This is a genomic window from Mycobacterium sp. HM-7 (assembly GCF_053852335.1).
The window spans coordinates 5,447,912-5,464,036 of sequence record NZ_CM132657.1 but is presented as its reverse complement, the minus strand read 5'-3'; the positions used below and the strand labels follow the sequence as shown (position 1 = coordinate 5,464,036).

The following is a 16,125-nucleotide window of genomic DNA, read 5'->3' as shown; positions in this document are numbered from 1 at the left end:
AGGACCTGGCCGACGAGTATTCGCCGGCCGAAATATGTCGATGAAGCGAAAAAACGTCATCCGCACCCTGACCGTCGTCGCGGTCGTGTTGCTGCTGGGTTGGTCTTTCTTTTATTTCAGTGATGACACCCGTGGCTATCACCAGGTCGACACGTCTGTGGCGGTCGCTCAGATCAATGCCGGGAACGTCACCGGCGCCCAGATCGACGATCGCGAGCAGCAGGTCCGGCTGGATCTGAAGAGCGTCACGCCGGATACGGACAACAGCAACAAGATCATCACGTCGTTCCCGACGGGCTACGCGGTGCCGCTGTTCGACGCGCTCAACGGCAAGAACGTCAAGACCAAGACGGTGGTCAACCAGGGCAGCATCCTCAGCTCACTGCTGATCTACCTGCTGCCGCTGCTGCTGCTCGTCGGCCTGTTCTTCATGTTCTCCCGCATGCAGGGCGGCGGCCGCATGGGCTTCGGCTTCGGCAAGTCCAAGGCCAAGCTGCTCGGCAAGGACATGCCGAAGACGACGTTCGCCGACGTCGCCGGTGTGGACGAGGCCGTCGAAGAGCTCTACGAGATCAAGGACTTCCTGCAGAACCCGAGCCGCTACCAGGCCCTCGGCGCCAAGATTCCCAAGGGCGTGCTGCTGTACGGCCCGCCCGGAACGGGTAAGACGCTTCTGGCGCGTGCCGTCGCCGGTGAGGCCGGCGTGCCGTTCTTCACGATCTCCGGTTCGGACTTCGTCGAGATGTTCGTCGGTGTCGGTGCCTCGCGCGTGCGTGACCTGTTCGAGCAGGCCAAGCAGAACAGCCCGTGCATCATCTTCGTCGACGAGATCGACGCCGTCGGCCGTCAGCGCGGTGCCGGCCTGGGCGGCGGCCACGACGAGCGCGAGCAGACGCTGAACCAGCTGCTGGTCGAGATGGACGGCTTCGGCGACCGCCAGGGCGTCATCCTGATCGCCGCCACCAACCGGCCCGACATCCTCGACCCGGCGCTGCTGCGTCCCGGCCGCTTCGACCGCCAGATCCCGGTCTCGGCACCCGACCTGGCCGGCCGCAAGGCCGTGCTGCGGGTGCACTCGGCCGGCAAGCCCATCGCCCCCGACGCCGACCTCGACGGCCTGGCCAAGCGCACCGTCGGCATGTCCGGCGCCGACCTGGCCAACGTGATCAACGAGGCCGCGCTGCTGACCGCCCGCGAGAACGCCACGGTCATCACCGGGCCGGCGCTTGAGGAAGCCGTCGACCGCGTCGTCGGTGGTCCGCGCCGCAAGGGCCGCATCATCAGCGAGCTGGAAAAGAAGATCACCGCCTACCACGAGGCGGGGCACACCCTGGCGGGCTGGGCCATGCCGCACCTGGACCCGGTGTACAAGGTGACGATCCTGGCCCGCGGTCGCACCGGCGGGCACGCCGTCGCCGTCCCCGAGGACGACAAGGGCATGCAGACCCGTTCCGAACTGATCGCGCGTCTGGTCATGGCGATCGGCGGCCGCGCCGCCGAGGAGCTGATCTTCCGCGAGCCCACCACCGGTGCGGTGTCCGACATCGAGAACGCCACCAAGATCGCCCGCGCGATGGTCACCGAGTTCGGGATGAGCGCGAAGCTGGGCGCCGTCCGGTACGGCACCGAGCACGGCGATCCGTTCCTGGGCCGCACCATGGGCACCCAGGCTGATTTCGGTCACGAGGTCGCCCGCGACATCGACGACGAGGTGCGCAAGCTCATCGAGGCTGCCCACACCGAGGCGTGGGATGTGCTGACGCAGTACCGCGATGTGCTCGACACCCTCGCCGGCGAACTGCTCGAGAAGGAGACGCTGCACCGCCCTGACCTGGAGCGCATCCTGGTAGACGTCGAGAAGCGGCCCCGTCTGACCTTGTTCGACGACTTCGGTGGCCGGATTCCGTCGGAGAAGCCGCCCATCAAGACGCCGGGCGAGCTGGCCATCGAGCGCGGCGAGCCGTGGCCGCCGCCCGTCGAGGAGCCGGCGTTCAAGGCGGCAATCGCCGCGGCCAGCCAGGCCGCGGGCGCGGTGAACGGCACCAACGGCGCGCACGCTGCGCCGAACGGTCAGCCGCAGCACGGTCAGACGCAGCCGAACTACGGCGCACCCGCGGGCTGGCAGGCCCCGGGCTGGCCGCCGCAGCATGGGCAGCATGGCCAGCATGGCCACCACGCCCAGCAGGGCCAGTGGTACCCGCAGCAAGGCTGGGGCCAGCCCGGTCCGCCGCAGGGCTATCAGCCGTATCCGCAGCAACCGGCACCACCGCCGGCCAAACCCAACGACGAGTAGGCGCACAGATGACGCGGTCGCAGATCCATTCGGCCAGGCTCACCCCGCCGAAGTTCGATCACGATCGAGCCGAAGCCGCGGTGCGTGAGCTGCTGCTCGCAGTGGGCGAGGACCCGGACCGTGACGGCTTGCGGGACACCCCCGGCCGCGTTGCCCGCGCCTTCGAGGAGATCTTCGGCGGCCTGTACACCGATCCCGATGCCGTGCTCGACACGACCTTCGACGAGGGCCACGACGAACTGGTGCTGGTCAAGGACATTCCGATGTACTCGACCTGCGAGCACCACCTGGTGTCGTTCCACGGCGTTGCGCACGTCGGTTACATCCCGGGTGAGGACGGCCGGGTCACCGGGCTGTCCAAGATCGCCCGCCTGGTCGACCTGTACGCCAAGCGGCCCCAGGTACAGGAGCGGCTGACCGGCCAGATCGCCGACGCCCTGATGCGCAAGCTGAACCCGCGGGGCGCCATCGTGGTGGTCGAGGCCGAGCACCTGTGCATGGCGATGCGCGGGGTGCGCAAGCCCGGCGCGGTGACCACGACCTCCGCGGTGCGCGGCCAGTTCAAGACCTGCGCGTCGTCGCGAGCCGAGGCGCTGGATCTGATCCTGCGGAAGTGAATCACGTCCGCACGCGCGTAATGGGCGTGGTCAACGTCACCGCCGACTCGTTCTCCGACGGGGGACGGTTCCTCGACCACGATCGCGCGATCGAGCACGGACTGGCGCTGGCGGCCCAAGGGGCGCAGATCATCGACGTCGGTGGGGAATCCACCCGGCCCGGCGCGGCCCGGCTGGACCCGGACGTCGAGCGCGGCCGCGTGCTGCCGGTCATCAAAGAACTTGTCGCCCAAGGCATCACCGTCAGCGTCGACACCATGCACGCCGACGTGGCCGAGGCCGCGCTGGAATGTGGCGTCCACATCGTCAACGACGTGTCCGGTGGCCGCGCCGACCCGGACATGGCGCCGCTGCTCGCGAGCGCGCGGGTGCCGTGGGTACTGATGCACTGGCGGGAAGTCGACGCCGAGCAGCCGCACCGGATTCCGGAGTACGCCGACGTGGTGGCGGATGTCCGGGCGGAGCTGCTCGCCGCGGTCGACGACGCCGTCGCCGCCGGGGTCGAGCCGGGCAACCTGATCATCGATCCGGGTCTGGGTTTCGCCAAATCGGCGGGGCACAATTGGGCCCTGCTGCGGGCGCTGCCCGAGTTGGTGGCCACCGGGATCCCGGTGCTGGTCGGCGCGTCACGGAAGCGGTTCCTCGGCACCCTGCTGGCGGACGCCGACGGCACACCGCGCGAGCCCGACGGCCGGGAGACGGCCACCGCGGTGATCTCGGCGCTGGCCGCGCAGCACGGTGCATGGGGAGTGCGGGTGCATGATGTACGGGCTTCGGTGGATGCCGTCAAAGTGGTGGGAGCGTGGCTTGGCTGATCGAATCGAACTGCGCGGCTTGACCGTTCGCGGAAATCACGGGGTCTTCGACCACGAGCGGCAAGACGGGCAGGACTTCGTCGTCGACATCACGGTGTGGATCGACCTGGTCGCTGCCGCGATGAGCGACGAATTGTCGGACACCCTGGACTACGGCGCACTGGCGCAGCAGGCGGCGGACATCATCGCCGGGCCGCCGCGAAACCTGATCGAGACGGTCTCGGCCGAGATCGCCGATTCTGTGATGACCGACCAGCGGGTGCACGCCGTCGAGGTGGTGCTGCACAAGCCCAGCGCGCCGATTCCGTTGTCGTTCAACGACGTTGCAGTGGTGGCGCGGCGGTCGAGGCGGGGCGGCCGAGGGTGACGACCGTGGTCCTGTCCATCGGCTCCAACCTGGGTGATCGCCTCGCCCATCTGCAGTCGGTGGTTGCCGGGCTGGCCGGCACGATCCGGGCCGTGTCCCCGGTCTACGAGACCGCTGCCTGGGGCGGCGTCGAACAGGGGCCGTTCCTCAATGCCGTGCTGCTGGCCGACGATGCCGGCCTCGACGGCCCGGGCTGGCTCAATCTGGCCCACGAGTTCGAGAATGCGGCGGACCGTCTTCGCGAACAGCGTTGGGGCCCACGCACTCTCGATGTCGACATCGTCAGCTGCCACGACGGTGACGCAGAAGTGCGCTCTGCCGATCCGGCTCTGACGCTGCCGCACCCACTCGCGCATCAACGGGCGTTCGTGCTCGTGCCGTGGCTGGCCGCCGATCCCGCAGCGGAGCTGGGGGGTGTTCCCGTCGCCGATCTGCTGGCCGGACTGGATGCCGGCGAACGCGACGGCGTGCGGCGCACGGACCTGGTGCTGGTGCCCTGATGGGACCCACCCGGAAGCGCGATCTGGCGATCGGCACGGCGCTGGCCACGGTCGTCGCGTACCTGCTGGTGATCCTGGTGTACCGGTGGTTCCCGCCGATCACGGTGTGGACGGGCTTGTCGCTGTTGGCTTTTGCCGCCGCCGAGGCGGGGTGGGGGTTCTACCTGCGCGCCAAGATCCGGGACGGGGCCATCGGCGTGGGGGCAGGTCGCGTCCATCCTCTGGCGGTCGCCCGGTCGGTGGTGGTGGCCAAGGCGTCGGCTTGGGTCGGTGCGCTGGCTCTCGGCTGGTGGCTCGGTGTGCTCGGCTACGTGCTGCCGCGGCGGGGTGTACTGCGCGTGGCCGCGGCCGATTTCCCGGGGGCGACGGTCGCGGCAGTGAGTGCGCTGGCACTCGTGGTGGCCGGGTTGTGGCTGCAGCATTGCTGCCGCGCGCCGCTGGACCCGCCGGAGAAGTCTGACGGCGCAACCGAATAGGTAACGATCCGACCGGAACGGGTGTCGGTCAACCTGCGATGGGAAGGCAAAACGGTACAGTCAGCCCATGATCGATCCGACTCGGGCAGCGCGCGGTAGGCGTGCGAACCGCAGGCCGGGTTGGTTGCTGCTGACGGCATTGCTGGTGCTCGCGATCATCGCCAGCTCCGCGCTGGTGTTCACTGATCAGGTCGAGTTGCTGAAACTCGCTGTGGTCATTGCCCTGTGGGCCGCGGTGGCGGCCGCGTTCGCCTCGTTCGTATACCGGCGCCAGGCCGATCTGGACCAGGCCCGGGCCCGGGACCTCAAGCTCGTCTACGACCTGCAGCTGGACCGCGAGATCGCGGCACGCCGCGAGTACGAACTGTCCCTGGAATCGCACCTGCGCCGTGAGCTCGCCTCCGAACTGCGCGCCCAGTCGGCCGACGAGGTCGCGGCGCTGCGCGCGGAACTCGCCGCGCTCCGCGCGAACCTCGAGTTCTACTTCGACACCGACCTGGCCCACCGCCCGGCGCTCGAGACCGATCGCAGCGGGCAGGCCGTGCCGGTCGGTCGCGTCGTCGCCAGCCGGATCGACACCGAAGACCGTCCTGACCTCATGTCGGAGCCCAACACCGAAGAGAGCCCCATCATCGACGTGGCGGCCGAGCCGCATGTGCCGCCGGATCCATGGGCCCCGCCGCCCCCACCCCCGCCACCGCAGCAGCAGCCGTTCGGCGGCGCGCACCGTCTTCCCCCGCAGCCGGCACCGTCGGACTGGCAGCCGACCCCCGCCGAAGGGCAGTGGATTCCGGCCGGTCAGCCGGGCAGCAACTGGGCGCCCGTGGCGCCGGAGCCAGTGCCGCCGCCCCCGCCGCCGGTCCAGGACCGCGGCCCCGAACCGACGATGACGCTGCCGGTCGTCCCGCCCGCTCCCGAGCCCGCTCCAGAACCGCCGCGCCGAGGCCGTCACGGGGCACCTGCGGAGCCGGCCGCGACAGAGACCCCTGTCACATCCGGTCGTCGGCGCCGCGCCGAACCTGACGATGAACCCGCAGGTCAGCACGTTGGCGGACAGCCCGCGGCCGAACTGTTGGCACGGCTGCAGGCCAACACCAGCGGCGGCGGCCGTCGACGCCGCCGCGAGGACTGAGCTACGCTCTGCGGTGACCGTCCGGTACCTGCCGAGCAGGACTGGAACGAGGAGAAAACCACCAATTGTGAGGTCGCTGCAATGAAGCAGCTCGACGGACTGCGTCCGGCCCGGCTCACTGTCGGAATCATTTCCGCAGGGCGGGTCGGCAGTGCGCTGGGTGTTGCGCTGGAGCGCGCCGACCACGTCGTCGTCGCGTGTAGCGCGATCTCCCATGCGTCGCGCGGCCGCGCCGAGCGGCGGCTGCCCGACACCCAGGTCTTGCCCGCGCACGACGTCGCCGCCAAGGCCGAACTCCTGCTGCTGGCCGTGCCCGACGCGGAGCTGACGGCTGTCGTCGCGGGCCTGGCGGCCACCGGATCGGTGCGGCCCGGCACCATCGTCGTGCACACCTCGGGTGCCAACGGCATCGCCGTGCTGGCCCCGCTGACCGAGCAGGGTTGTATCCCGCTGGCCATCCACCCGGCCATGACGTTCACCGGGGCGGACGAAGACATCGCCCGGCTGTCGGAGACCTGTTTCGGGATCACCGCGGCCGACGAAATCGGATACGCCATCGCCCAGTCCCTGGTTCTCGAGATCGGCGGCGAACCGTTCCGGGTTCGCGAGGACGCCCGCACGCTCTATCACGCGGCCCTGGCGCACGCCGGCAATCACGTCATCACCGTCGTCCTCGACGCCGTCGAAGCCCTGCGCGGCGCGCTGGCCGGCCAGGAACTGCTCGGCCAGGAGCTGGTGACGGGCGACCCCGCCGGCATCGCTGAGCGCATCCTCGCGCCACTGGCGCGGGCCTCGCTGGAGAACGCGCTGCAGCGCGGGCAGAGCGCGCTGACGGGCCCGGTGGCCCGCGGCGACGGCGCCGCCGTCGCGGCTCATCTGCGTGCGATGGAAGAAGTGAATCCCGAACTGGCGCAGGCGTATCGAGCCATGTCGCTGCGCACCGCACAACGTGCGCATGCGCCGAATGAAGTTTTCGCCGTGTTGCAAGGGAGAACGCAGTGACCGATCGCAGGCCGCCGAAGTTCACCGCCGGCGAGCTGAACCTCTACACCAACCCGACGGACGTGTCGGACGTGTCGCGGGTCCTGCGCGCCACGGGGCGCCGGGTGATGCTCGTGCCGACCATGGGGGCGCTGCACGACGGCCATCTGGAGCTGGTGCGCTCCGCCAAGAAGATCCCCGGCGCCGTTGTGGTGGTGTCGATCTTCGTTAACCCGTTGCAGTTCGGCGCGGGGGAAGACCTGAACGCCTACCCGCGCACCCTGGATTCCGACATCGAGCAGTTGCGCGGCGAGGACGTCGACATCGTCTTCGCGCCCAACGCCGCCGACATGTATCCGAACGGTCAGCGCACCACGGTCCTGCCGGGTCCGCTGGGCGCCGAACTCGAGGGCGGATCCCGGCCGACGCATTTCGCCGGGATGCTGACCGTCGTGCTCAAGCTGCTGAACATCGTGCGCCCCGATCGCGCGTTCTTCGGCGAAAAGGATTATCAGCAACTGGTTCTGGTGCGCCAGATGGTCGACGACCTCGACCTGGATGTGCGAATTCAGGCGGTGCCGATCGTACGCGAGAACGACGGCCTGGCCATGTCGTCGCGCAACCGCTACCTCGACGCTGAACAGCGCGAGCAGGCCGGGGCGTTGTCCGCGGCACTGCTGGCCGGCAAGTACTCCGCGTCGCACGGCGCGGCCGCCGCACTCGATGCGGCCCGGGCGGTCCTCGATGAGGTGCCCGCCATCGACGTCGACTATCTGGAGGTCCGGGACCCCTGGCTGGGTCCGGCACCGGCATCGGGTCCGGCCCGCATGCTGGTGGTGGGCCGGCTCGGCAAGACCAGATTGTTGGACAACATCGCCATCGACATCGGCGCCTCCGCAGGGATCGACGGTCACCCGAATGTCGGGTCTGCCTTCGACCATGACGGAGCCGACGGTGGCAACAACGAATTACCTTGGAGGAATTGATGTTTCGCACCATGCTGAAGTCCAAGATTCACCGGGCGACGGTGACGCAGGCGGACCTGCACTACGTCGGTTCGGTGACCATCGACGCCGACCTGATGGACGCCGCCGACATCCTCGAGGGTGAGCAGGTCACCATCGTCGACATCGACAACGGCAACCGGCTGGTCACCTACGCCATCACCGGTGAGCGCGGGACCGGCATCATCGGGATCAACGGTGCCGCAGCGCATCTCATCCACCCCGGTGATCTGGTGATCCTGATCGCCTACGCCACGATGGACGACGCCGAGGCCCGCACCTACCGGCCGAACGTCATCTTCGTCGACGCGCAGAACCGGCAGATCGACTTCTCGCACGACGCCGCGCACGTCCCGGACGGTGTCGACGGCCTGCTGTCGCCGCGGTAACGCCGGTGCTGCTGGCGATCGATGTCCGCAACACCCACACCATCGTCGGGTTGATCTCGGGCTCCGGAGATCACGCAAAAGTGGTGCAGAACTGGCGGATTCGTACCGAGTCGGAGGTGACGGCCGACGAGCTCGCGCTGACCATCGACGGTCTGATCGGTGATGACGCCGAAAACCTGCTCGGCGCAACGGGTTTGTCGACAGTGCCGTCGGTGCTGCACGAAATCCGGGTGATGCTGGACCAGTACTGGCCGAAGGTGCCGCAAGTCCTGATCGAACCGGGTGTGCGCACCGGCATTCCGCTGCTGGTCGACAACCCGAAAGAGGTCGGCGCCGACCGCATCGTCAACTGCCTTGCGGCGTACCACAAGTACGGCACCGCGGCCATCGTCGTCGACTTCGGATCGTCGATCTGCGTCGACGTCGTCTCGGCAAAGGGTGAGTTCCTCGGCGGCGCCATCGCACCGGGCGTGCAGGTGTCCTCGGACGCGGCGGCGGCCCGGTCGGCGGCGCTGCGGCGGGTCGAGCTGACCCGGCCCCGGTCGGTGATCGGCAAGAACACGGTGGAGTGCATGCAGGCCGGTGCGGTGTTCGGGTTCGCTGCCCTGGTGGACGGGCTGGTGAACCGGGTGCGTGAAGATGTCGACGGCTTCGACGGTCATAACGTCACGGTGGTGGCCACCGGGCACACCGCGCAGCTGGTGCTGCCGGATCTGCGCACCGTGCAGCACTACGAGAAGAACCTCACGCTCGACGGCCTGCGGCTGGTCTTCGAGCGCAACCAGCGCAACTCCCGCCGCGCCTAGAAGAAGGTCCGGACCAGCTCCACCACGCGGTGGTCGGCGTCGAGGACCGGGATCAGCTGCCACTTGTCGAAGACCGTGCACGGGTGTGAGACCCCGAACTCCAGCCAGTCGCCGACCTGCACACTCTGGTCAGCGGGTGCCAGCCGCAGGTAGGCGTGCTGGTCGTTGAGCTTCTCCACGACGCTGTCGGGCCGCCCGTACGGCACGGGCAGCTCCTGGTCGAACGACACGTCCCGGCGGCCCATGCCCACGATCGCGAGGTCGGGCTCGGGGCGGGACAGCACCTGCGCCCACACACTCAGTGCGGGTTCGAGGTGGCCGTCGTCGGTGCGGCCCAGCGGCGTCGTGCGGGCGTAGAGTCCGTCGTCGTGCGTCAGGTAGCAGCCGCTGCGTAGGACGGTGTGCACCGACATGCCGTCGGGCCAGCCGGTCAGGATGTCGGCGACGAGATCGAAGTAGGTGCTGCCGCCGGCCGTCGCCAGGATTTCGCCGGTCTCGAACAGCGGGCGCAACCGGATCACCGTGTCGCGCATCGTCTGCAGGTACCGGGTGACGGCAGCCACCGCCGCGTCGCTGATCTCGTGGCCGGTAGCCGCCTCGTACCCGGCGACGCCGACCAGCCGCAGCCGGTCCGAGGCCACCACCGCGCGCGCCACGGCGTCGACGGTCTCGGCGTCGCGGCAGCCGGTCCGGCCACCCGCCTGGCCGACCTCGACGCAGACGTCCACCTGGCGGCGCCGCCCGGTCAAGGCAGATGTCATCAGCTGCACGCCGCGCACAGAGTCCACCCAGCAGGTCAGTTGGAAGTCGGGATTGGCATCCAGCTCGGCGGCCAGCCAGCGCAGTCCGGTGACGTCGACCAGCTCGTTGGCGAGGATGATCCGGCGGACCCCGAAGGCGCGGAACACCCGGACCTGACTGAGGGTCGCGGCCGTGACGGCCACCGCTCCGGCGCCGAGCTGGCGGGCGAGCAGCTGCGGGGACATGTGGGTCTTGCCGTGCGGGGCGAGCTGTACCCCCCGGCGCCGGCACCAGCGCGCCATCGTGACCATGTTGTGCACCAGCGGCTGGGTCCGCAGCGTCGCGATCGGTGAGACCGCGCCGTCGTCGAACAGACCGGGCCGCCGACGGCACACCTGGGCAGGGGTTTGTCCCCACCAAGAAGAGGGCAGGCCCTTGTATCGCCAGTCGATCGGCTCGTGGTCGAGCGCGTCGACGGTGGACTGCTCCAAACTGGTGGCCATGGGCTTCATTTAAGCTGGCATTTCGTGAGCGACGCCGAGAGCCCCGACATTCCCGAGCAGTTCCGCATCCGCCAGGCCAAGCGTGAGCGGCTGCTGGCCGAGGGGCGCGATCCGTATCCGGTCGAGGTGCCGCGTACCCATACCCTCTCCGAGCTGAGGGCGGCGTACCCGGAGCTCGTCGCGGACACCGCCACCGGCGACATCGTCGGCGTGGCCGGGCGCGTCGTGTTCGCCCGGAACTCGGGGAAGCTGTGCTTCGCCACGCTGCAGGAGGGCGACGGCACCCAGCTCCAGGCCATGCTGAGCCTGGACAAGGTGGGCCAGGAGTCGCTCGACGCGTGGAAGACGGATGTCGACCTGGGCGACATCGTCTTCATCGAGGGCGAGGTCATCAGTTCTCGGCGCGGGGAATTATCTGTGCTTGCCCAGAACTGGCAAATTGTGTCGAAAGCCCTGCGACCGCTTCCCGTCGCGCACAAGGAATTGAATGAAGAGACGCGGGTCCGGCAGCGGTACGTCGACCTGATCGTGCGCCCCGAGGCCCGCAATGTCGCGCGGCAGCGTATTGCGGTCGTGCGGGCATTGCGTTCGGCACTGGAGCGTCGCGGATTTCTCGAAGTCGAGACCCCGATGCTGCAGACGCTGCCCGGTGGCGCCGCGGCGCGCCCATTCATCACGCACTCCAACGCGCTCGATGCGGATCTGTACCTGCGCATCGCGCCGGAGTTGTTCCTGAAGCGCTGCCTGGTCGGTGGTTTCGAGAAGGTTTTTGAGCTCAATCGGAACTTTCGGAACGAAGGCGCGGATTCCACGCATTCACCGGAATTTGCGATGTTGGAGACATATCAGGCCTACGGCACATATGACGATTCCGCGATTGTGACGCGTGAGCTTATTCAGGAGGTCGCCGACGAGGCCATTGGCACGCGAATGGTGCCGCTCCCGGACGGCTCCACCTATGACCTCGACGGCGAATGGGCGACCGTCGAAATGTATCCGTCGTTGTCTGAAGCCCTCGGTGAGGAGATCACTCCCGAGACTTCCGCCGAGTACCTGTGGAAGGTGGCTGAACGACTCGGCGCCGAGATTCCCCGCGACCGCGGATACGGGCACGGGAAATTGATCGAGGAACTGTGGGAGCACACCGTCGGTGATCACCTTTGGGCGCCGACCTTCGTCCGGGATTTCCCGGTGGAGACCACTCCGCTCACTCGGGCGCACCGCAGTATTCCGGGCGTTACAGAAAAATGGGATCTGTATGTCCGGAAGTTCGAGCTGGCCACCGGATATTCGGAGTTGATCGATCCGGTGATTCAGCGCGAGCGTTTCGAGGCACAGGCGCGTGCCGCTGCTGCCGGTGACGACGAGGCAATGCGACTTGATGAGGATTTCCTTATCGCATTGGAGTATGCGATGCCGCCGACCACCGGAACAGGAATGGGACTCGACCGCTTGCTGATGGCGTTGACGGGGTTGACGATTAGGGACACCGTTTTGTTCCCGATTGTTCGCCGCCAGGGCGACTGAAAACTGAGCTGACCCTGAGACTTGTTGAAGGAATTCGAGTCCTATGCCAGCATTGTTATGGCAGAGTCGATTCTGCATTTTTCCGAGGCAGAAGGGTTAGTGTGGGCCGATGGCAAAGAAAGTGACTGTCACGCTCGTCGACGATTTCGACGGTGAAGGTGCGGCGGATGAGACGGTCGAATTTGCACTCGACGGGGTGAACTACGAGATCGACCTCACCACCAAGAACGCCACCAAGCTCCGGAATGATTTGAAGAAATGGGTCGAGGCCGGCCGCCGTGTCGGTGGTCGTCGTCGCGGCCGTGCGAGCGCCGGTACCTCGGGCCGTGGTCGCGCGTCCATCGACCGTGAGCAGAGTGCCGCCATCCGCGAATGGGCACGGCGCAACGGCCACAATGTCTCCAGCCGGGGCCGCATTCCGGCAGAGATCATCGACGCGTTCCACGCCGCCACCTGATCCTGCGGGCAACGTAATTCAGAGTTGCCCACGGTTTCTCTGTTCGCTTTCGGCGTAGCTCGGTCGGACTGATCCGGGAAACGTTTCGTCGCTGCAGCGCGTTGGCCTTTTTGCAGTGCTGAGTGGCCTTGCGAGCTAGGGGATACCGCAGGGCACGCAAGGTCGCCGCCCATTAGAGTGGACGGTAGGCGCACAGCGTCGCGACACGCGAAGTGGCGTGGCAGGAGCTGCGGCTACGAGGGAGAGCAGGTAACCACCGATGTTTGAGAGATTCACCGACCGGGCCCGTCGGGTCGTCGTCCTGGCTCAAGAAGAAGCCCGGATGCTCAACCACAATTACATCGGCACCGAGCACATCCTGCTTGGCCTCATTCATGAGGGCGAGGGCGTAGCCGCGAAGTCGCTGGAATCGCTGGGCATCTCGCTGGAGGGCGTGCGCAGCCAGGTCGAGGAGATCATCGGCCAGGGGCAGCAGGCGCCGTCCGGCCACATTCCGTTCACCCCGCGCGCCAAGAAGGTGCTGGAGCTGTCGCTGCGCGAGGCATTGCAGCTCGGCCACAACTACATCGGCACCGAGCACATTCTGCTCGGCCTGATCCGTGAGGGCGAAGGCGTCGCCGCTCAGGTGCTCGTGAAGCTGGGCGCCGAGCTGACCCGCGTGCGTCAGCAGGTCATCCAGTTGCTCTCGGGCTACCAGGGCAAGGAGACCGCCGAAGCCGGCACCGGTGGCCGCGGTGGCGAGACGGGCAACCCGTCGACGTCGCTCGTGCTCGACCAGTTCGGCCGCAACCTGACCGCCGCCGCCGCCGAGGGCAAGCTCGACCCCGTCATCGGTCGCGAGAAGGAAATCGAGCGGGTCATGCAGGTGCTGAGCCGCCGCACCAAGAACAACCCGGTGCTGATCGGTGAGCCCGGCGTCGGTAAGACCGCCGTCGTCGAGGGCCTGGCACAGGCCATCGTGCACGGCGAGGTCCCCGAGACGCTCAAGGACAAGCAGCTCTACACGCTGGACCTGGGCTCGCTGGTCGCAGGCAGCCGCTACCGCGGTGACTTCGAAGAGCGCCTGAAGAAGGTGCTCAAGGAGATCAACACCCGCGGCGACATCATCCTGTTCATCGACGAGCTCCACACGCTCGTCGGTGCGGGTGCCGCCGAGGGCGCCATCGACGCCGCCAGCATCCTGAAGCCGAAGCTGGCCCGTGGTGAGCTGCAGACCATCGGTGCGACCACGCTCGACGAGTACCGCAAGTACATCGAGAAGGACGCCGCCCTCGAGCGCCGGTTCCAGCCGGTGCAGGTGGGTGAGCCGACCGTTGAGCACACCATCGAGATCCTCAAGGGTCTGCGCGACCGGTACGAGGCGCACCACCGCGTCTCCATCACCGACGGTGCGCTGGTCGCTGCGGCCACCCTGGCCGACCGCTACATCAACGACCGGTTCCTGCCGGACAAGGCCATCGACCTGATCGACGAGGCCGGCGCCCGCATGCGCATCCGCCGGATGACCGCTCCGCCAGACCTGCGCGAGTTCGACGAGAAGATCGCCGATGCCCGCCGGGAGAAGGAATCGGCCATCGACGCGCAGGACTTCGAGAAGGCAGCCCGGCTGCGCGACTCGGAGAAGACGCTGGTCGCCCAGCGCGCCGAGCGGGAGAAGCAGTGGCGCTCGGGTGACCTCGACGTGGTCGCCGAGGTCGACGACGAGCAGATCGCCGAGGTCCTGGGCAACTGGACCGGCATCCCGGTCTTCAAGCTGACCGAGGCCGAGACCACGCGCCTGCTGCGCATGGAAGACGAGCTGCACAAGCGGATCATCGGCCAGGTCGACGCCGTCAAGGCCGTCTCGAAGGCCATCCGGCGTACTCGCGCCGGCCTGAAGGACCCGAAGCGTCCGTCGGGCTCGTTCATCTTCGCCGGCCCGTCCGGTGTCGGTAAGACCGAGCTGTCGAAGGCGCTGGCCGAGTTCCTGTTCGGTGACGACGACGCGCTCATCCAGATCGACATGGGCGAGTTCCACGACCGCTTCACCGCGTCGCGGCTGTTCGGTGCCCCTCCGGGCTACGTCGGCTACGAAGAGGGCGGCCAGCTCACCGAGAAGGTGCGCCGGAAGCCGTTCAGCGTGGTGCTGTTCGACGAGATCGAGAAGGCTCACCAGGAGATCTACAACAGCCTCCTGCAGGTTCTCGAAGACGGCCGCCTGACCGACGGTCAGGGTCGCACCGTCGACTTCAAGAACACCGTGCTGATCTTCACCTCGAACCTCGGTACCAGCGACATCAGCAAGGCGGTTGGCCTCGGCTTCACTCAGGGTGGCGGCGAGAACAACTACGAGCGGATGAAGCTCAAGGTGCACGACGAGCTGAAGAAGCACTTCCGCCCGGAGTTCCTGAACCGCATCGACGACATCATCGTGTTCCACCAGCTGACGCAGGACGAGATCGTTCAGATGGTCGAGCTGATGATCGGCCGCGTGGGCAAGCAGCTCAAGGCCAAGGACATGGAGATGGAGCTGACGCCGAAGGCCAAGGCGCTGTTGGCTCGTCGCGGTTTCGACCCGGTGCTCGGTGCCCGTCCGCTGCGTCGGACCATCCAGCGCGAGATCGAGGACCAACTGTCCGAGAAGATCCTCTTCGAAGAGGTCGGACCCGGGCAGATCGTGACCGTCGACGTCGAGAACTGGGACGGCGAGAGCGCCAACACGGAGGACGCGAAGTTCACGTTCGCCGGCCGTCGCAAGGAATCGGCCGATCTGGCCGAGGCCGCGGCGACTGCCTCGGAGTAGTCACGACGCGAAAAGCCCCCGATTCGTCGGGGGCTTTTTGCGTTGCTCAGCCGCCGAGCAGGGACTTGTCCTGCCATTCGAACAGCGGGCGGTACTTCGCGTCGCAGTTCTTCAGCGCCCAGTCGTTGAGCGCCTTCATGTTGTCCATCATCGCGTCCATTTTGTTGGGGTCGGCGAGGTCGTCGAGGTAGCGGCGAGGCTCGGCGGGTGCCGCTGCCGCGAGTTCGCTCTGCGTGACGGGCGCATCTTTGAGCAGGTCATCGACAATCTGGCTCTGGTTGGCGGCATCGCTGCCGAGTGCCGCGCCCAGGTCGTGTTGCTTGCGCGCGACCAGCTTCGCGTCGAGGGTGCAGAAGTCGCCGGAGCTGCTGCTCGAGTTCGAGCTGTGGCCTGCCCCGCCACAGCCGGCGGATATGAGCGCAGTGACGGTTGCGACCACGCAGAACGTTCTGCGTGTGATGGTGAATGACATCGCGGTGCCTTCCGTCTCGTCGCTGGGGAGCGTCCGAGATCGACGCTAAGCGCCGAGCGGTGCCACGGATATAAGGGAAGTCCCTACGGATCTGCGCGGGCGACAAACCGTTCGGTGTATCTTGATCCCGGTACGACGGCGCATGGAAGCCGGTGAGAATCCGGCACGGTTGCGCCACTGTGAGCCCAATGCGGCGAGTCAGATCTTTCGCCGTCGTGCAGAACCGAACAATGTAGGGGCGCGTGACCCCGTAGGAGGTTTGA

The 16,125-nt window shown here is 67.5% G+C and carries 16 protein-coding genes and 1 riboswitch; of the genes, 14 read left to right on the top strand and 2 right to left on the bottom strand.

What is annotated here, in order from left to right:
• Positions 1-40 precede the first annotated feature (40 nt).
• From ftsH to ACWW1C_RS26380, 11 genes are all read left to right on the top strand, one after another.
• Positions 41-2,293 (top strand): ATP-dependent zinc metalloprotease FtsH, encoded by a 2,253-nt coding sequence (ftsH, locus tag ACWW1C_RS26430; RefSeq protein WP_455981012.1) that lies wholly within the window; start codon positions 41-43, stop codon positions 2,291-2,293.
• Between the two features lie 8 nt (positions 2,294-2,301).
• On the top strand, positions 2,302-2,910 hold the full coding sequence (gene folE / locus ACWW1C_RS26425; protein WP_267320302.1) for a GTP cyclohydrolase I FolE: 609 nt from the start codon (positions 2,302-2,304) through the stop codon (positions 2,908-2,910).
• Positions 2,911-2,930: 20 nt separating this feature from the next.
• Positions 2,931-3,725, top strand: a complete 795-nt coding sequence (gene folP, locus ACWW1C_RS26420) for a dihydropteroate synthase (protein WP_455984450.1) — start codon at positions 2,931-2,933, stop codon at positions 3,723-3,725.
• Positions 3,718-4,092 (top strand): dihydroneopterin aldolase, encoded by a 375-nt coding sequence (gene folB, locus ACWW1C_RS26415; RefSeq protein ID WP_455981011.1) that lies wholly within the window; start codon positions 3,718-3,720, stop codon positions 4,090-4,092. Before folP ends, folB begins: the two co-directional genes overlap by 8 nt.
• Positions 4,089-4,592 (top strand): 2-amino-4-hydroxy-6-hydroxymethyldihydropteridine diphosphokinase, encoded by a 504-nt coding sequence (gene folK, locus ACWW1C_RS26410; RefSeq protein ID WP_455981010.1) that lies wholly within the window; start codon positions 4,089-4,091, stop codon positions 4,590-4,592. The genes folB and folK overlap by 4 nt, the downstream gene beginning before the upstream one ends.
• A complete protein-coding gene (locus ACWW1C_RS26405) occupies positions 4,592-5,068 on the top strand; it encodes a DUF3180 domain-containing protein (RefSeq protein WP_455981009.1) in 477 nt (158 codons plus the stop codon). Before folK ends, ACWW1C_RS26405 begins: the two co-directional genes overlap by 1 nt.
• Positions 5,069-5,135: 67 nt before the next feature.
• A complete protein-coding gene (locus ACWW1C_RS26400) occupies positions 5,136-6,200 on the top strand; it encodes a DUF6779 domain-containing protein (protein WP_455981008.1) in 1,065 nt (354 codons plus the stop codon).
• An 81-nt stretch (positions 6,201-6,281) separates the two neighbouring features.
• Positions 6,282-7,202, top strand: coding sequence for a Rossmann-like and DUF2520 domain-containing protein (locus tag ACWW1C_RS26395; RefSeq protein ID WP_455981007.1), 921 nt, complete (start codon positions 6,282-6,284; stop codon positions 7,200-7,202).
• Complete coding sequence (gene panC, locus ACWW1C_RS26390) at positions 7,199-8,167, top strand: pantoate--beta-alanine ligase (RefSeq protein ID WP_455981006.1); 969 nt, start codon at positions 7,199-7,201, stop codon at positions 8,165-8,167. Before ACWW1C_RS26395 ends, panC begins: the two co-directional genes overlap by 4 nt.
• Positions 8,167-8,574 carry an aspartate 1-decarboxylase gene (panD, locus tag ACWW1C_RS26385; protein WP_455981005.1) on the top strand — a complete coding sequence of 136 codons (408 nt, stop codon included), beginning with the start codon at positions 8,167-8,169 and terminating at the stop codon, positions 8,572-8,574. The genes panC and panD overlap by 1 nt, the downstream gene beginning before the upstream one ends.
• A gap of 5 nt (positions 8,575-8,579) precedes the next feature.
• The gene (locus tag ACWW1C_RS26380; RefSeq protein WP_455981004.1) at positions 8,580-9,380 is read left to right on the top strand and encodes a type III pantothenate kinase; all 801 of its coding nucleotides are present in this window, start codon (positions 8,580-8,582) and stop codon (positions 9,378-9,380) included.
• Here the strand turns inward: ACWW1C_RS26380 and ACWW1C_RS26375 are convergent.
• Positions 9,377-10,624: an alanine racemase gene (locus ACWW1C_RS26375; RefSeq protein ID WP_455981003.1), complete on the bottom strand. Its 1,248-nt coding sequence runs from the start codon at positions 10,622-10,624 to the stop codon at positions 9,377-9,379. The two genes, ACWW1C_RS26380 and ACWW1C_RS26375, sit on opposite strands and share 4 nt — an antisense overlap.
• Before the next feature lie 24 nt (positions 10,625-10,648).
• Here ACWW1C_RS26375 and lysS point away from each other — a divergent pair, with 24 nt between their 5' ends.
• The 3 genes from lysS (at position 10,649) to clpC1 (ending at position 15,390) form a co-directional block, all read left to right on the top strand.
• Positions 10,649-12,151 carry a lysine--tRNA ligase gene (gene lysS / locus ACWW1C_RS26370; protein WP_455981002.1) on the top strand — a complete coding sequence of 501 codons (1,503 nt, stop codon included), beginning with the start codon at positions 10,649-10,651 and terminating at the stop codon, positions 12,149-12,151.
• 109 nt (positions 12,152-12,260) lie between these two features.
• Positions 12,261-12,608, top strand: coding sequence for a histone-like nucleoid-structuring protein Lsr2 (gene lsr2 / locus ACWW1C_RS26365; RefSeq protein ID WP_455981001.1), 348 nt, complete (start codon positions 12,261-12,263; stop codon positions 12,606-12,608).
• Positions 12,609-12,867: 259 nt separating this feature from the next.
• On the top strand, positions 12,868-15,390 hold the full coding sequence (clpC1, locus tag ACWW1C_RS26360) for an ATP-dependent protease ATP-binding subunit ClpC (RefSeq protein ID WP_455981000.1): 2,523 nt from the start codon (positions 12,868-12,870) through the stop codon (positions 15,388-15,390).
• A 46-nt stretch (positions 15,391-15,436) separates the two neighbouring features.
• Here clpC1 and ACWW1C_RS26355 read toward each other — a convergent pair whose 3' ends face one another.
• The gene (locus tag ACWW1C_RS26355; protein ID WP_455980999.1) at positions 15,437-15,862 is read right to left on the bottom strand and encodes a hypothetical protein; all 426 of its coding nucleotides are present in this window, start codon (positions 15,860-15,862) and stop codon (positions 15,437-15,439) included.
• A gap of 116 nt (positions 15,863-15,978) precedes the next feature.
• Positions 15,979-16,125: riboswitch (adenosylcobalamin (AdoCbl) riboswitch) on the top strand.

What these genes read in the sequence shown, in the direction of transcription:
- ftsH (WP_455981012.1), top strand. Translation starts at nt 41, where the DNA reads ATGAAGCGAAAAAACGTCATCCGCACCCTGACCGTCGTCGCGGTCGTG.
- folE (WP_267320302.1), top strand. Translation starts at nt 2,302, where the DNA reads ATGACGCGGTCGCAGATCCATTCGGCCAGGCTCACCCCGCCGAAGTTC.
- folP (WP_455984450.1), top strand. Translation starts at nt 2,931, where the DNA reads ATGGGCGTGGTCAACGTCACCGCCGACTCGTTCTCCGACGGGGGACGG.
- ACWW1C_RS26405 (WP_455981009.1), top strand. Translation starts at nt 4,592, where the DNA reads ATGGGACCCACCCGGAAGCGCGATCTGGCGATCGGCACGGCGCTGGCC.
- ACWW1C_RS26400 (WP_455981008.1), top strand. Translation starts at nt 5,136, where the DNA reads ATGATCGATCCGACTCGGGCAGCGCGCGGTAGGCGTGCGAACCGCAGG.
- ACWW1C_RS26395 (WP_455981007.1), top strand. Translation starts at nt 6,282, where the DNA reads ATGAAGCAGCTCGACGGACTGCGTCCGGCCCGGCTCACTGTCGGAATC.
- panD (WP_455981005.1), top strand. Translation starts at nt 8,167, where the DNA reads ATGTTTCGCACCATGCTGAAGTCCAAGATTCACCGGGCGACGGTGACG.
- ACWW1C_RS26375 (WP_455981003.1), bottom strand. Translation starts at nt 10,624, where the DNA reads ATGGCCACCAGTTTGGAGCAGTCCACCGTCGACGCGCTCGACCACGAG.
- lsr2 (WP_455981001.1), top strand. Translation starts at nt 12,261, where the DNA reads ATGGCAAAGAAAGTGACTGTCACGCTCGTCGACGATTTCGACGGTGAA.
- clpC1 (WP_455981000.1), top strand. Translation starts at nt 12,868, where the DNA reads ATGTTTGAGAGATTCACCGACCGGGCCCGTCGGGTCGTCGTCCTGGCT.
- ACWW1C_RS26355 (WP_455980999.1), bottom strand. Translation starts at nt 15,862, where the DNA reads ATGTCATTCACCATCACACGCAGAACGTTCTGCGTGGTCGCAACCGTC.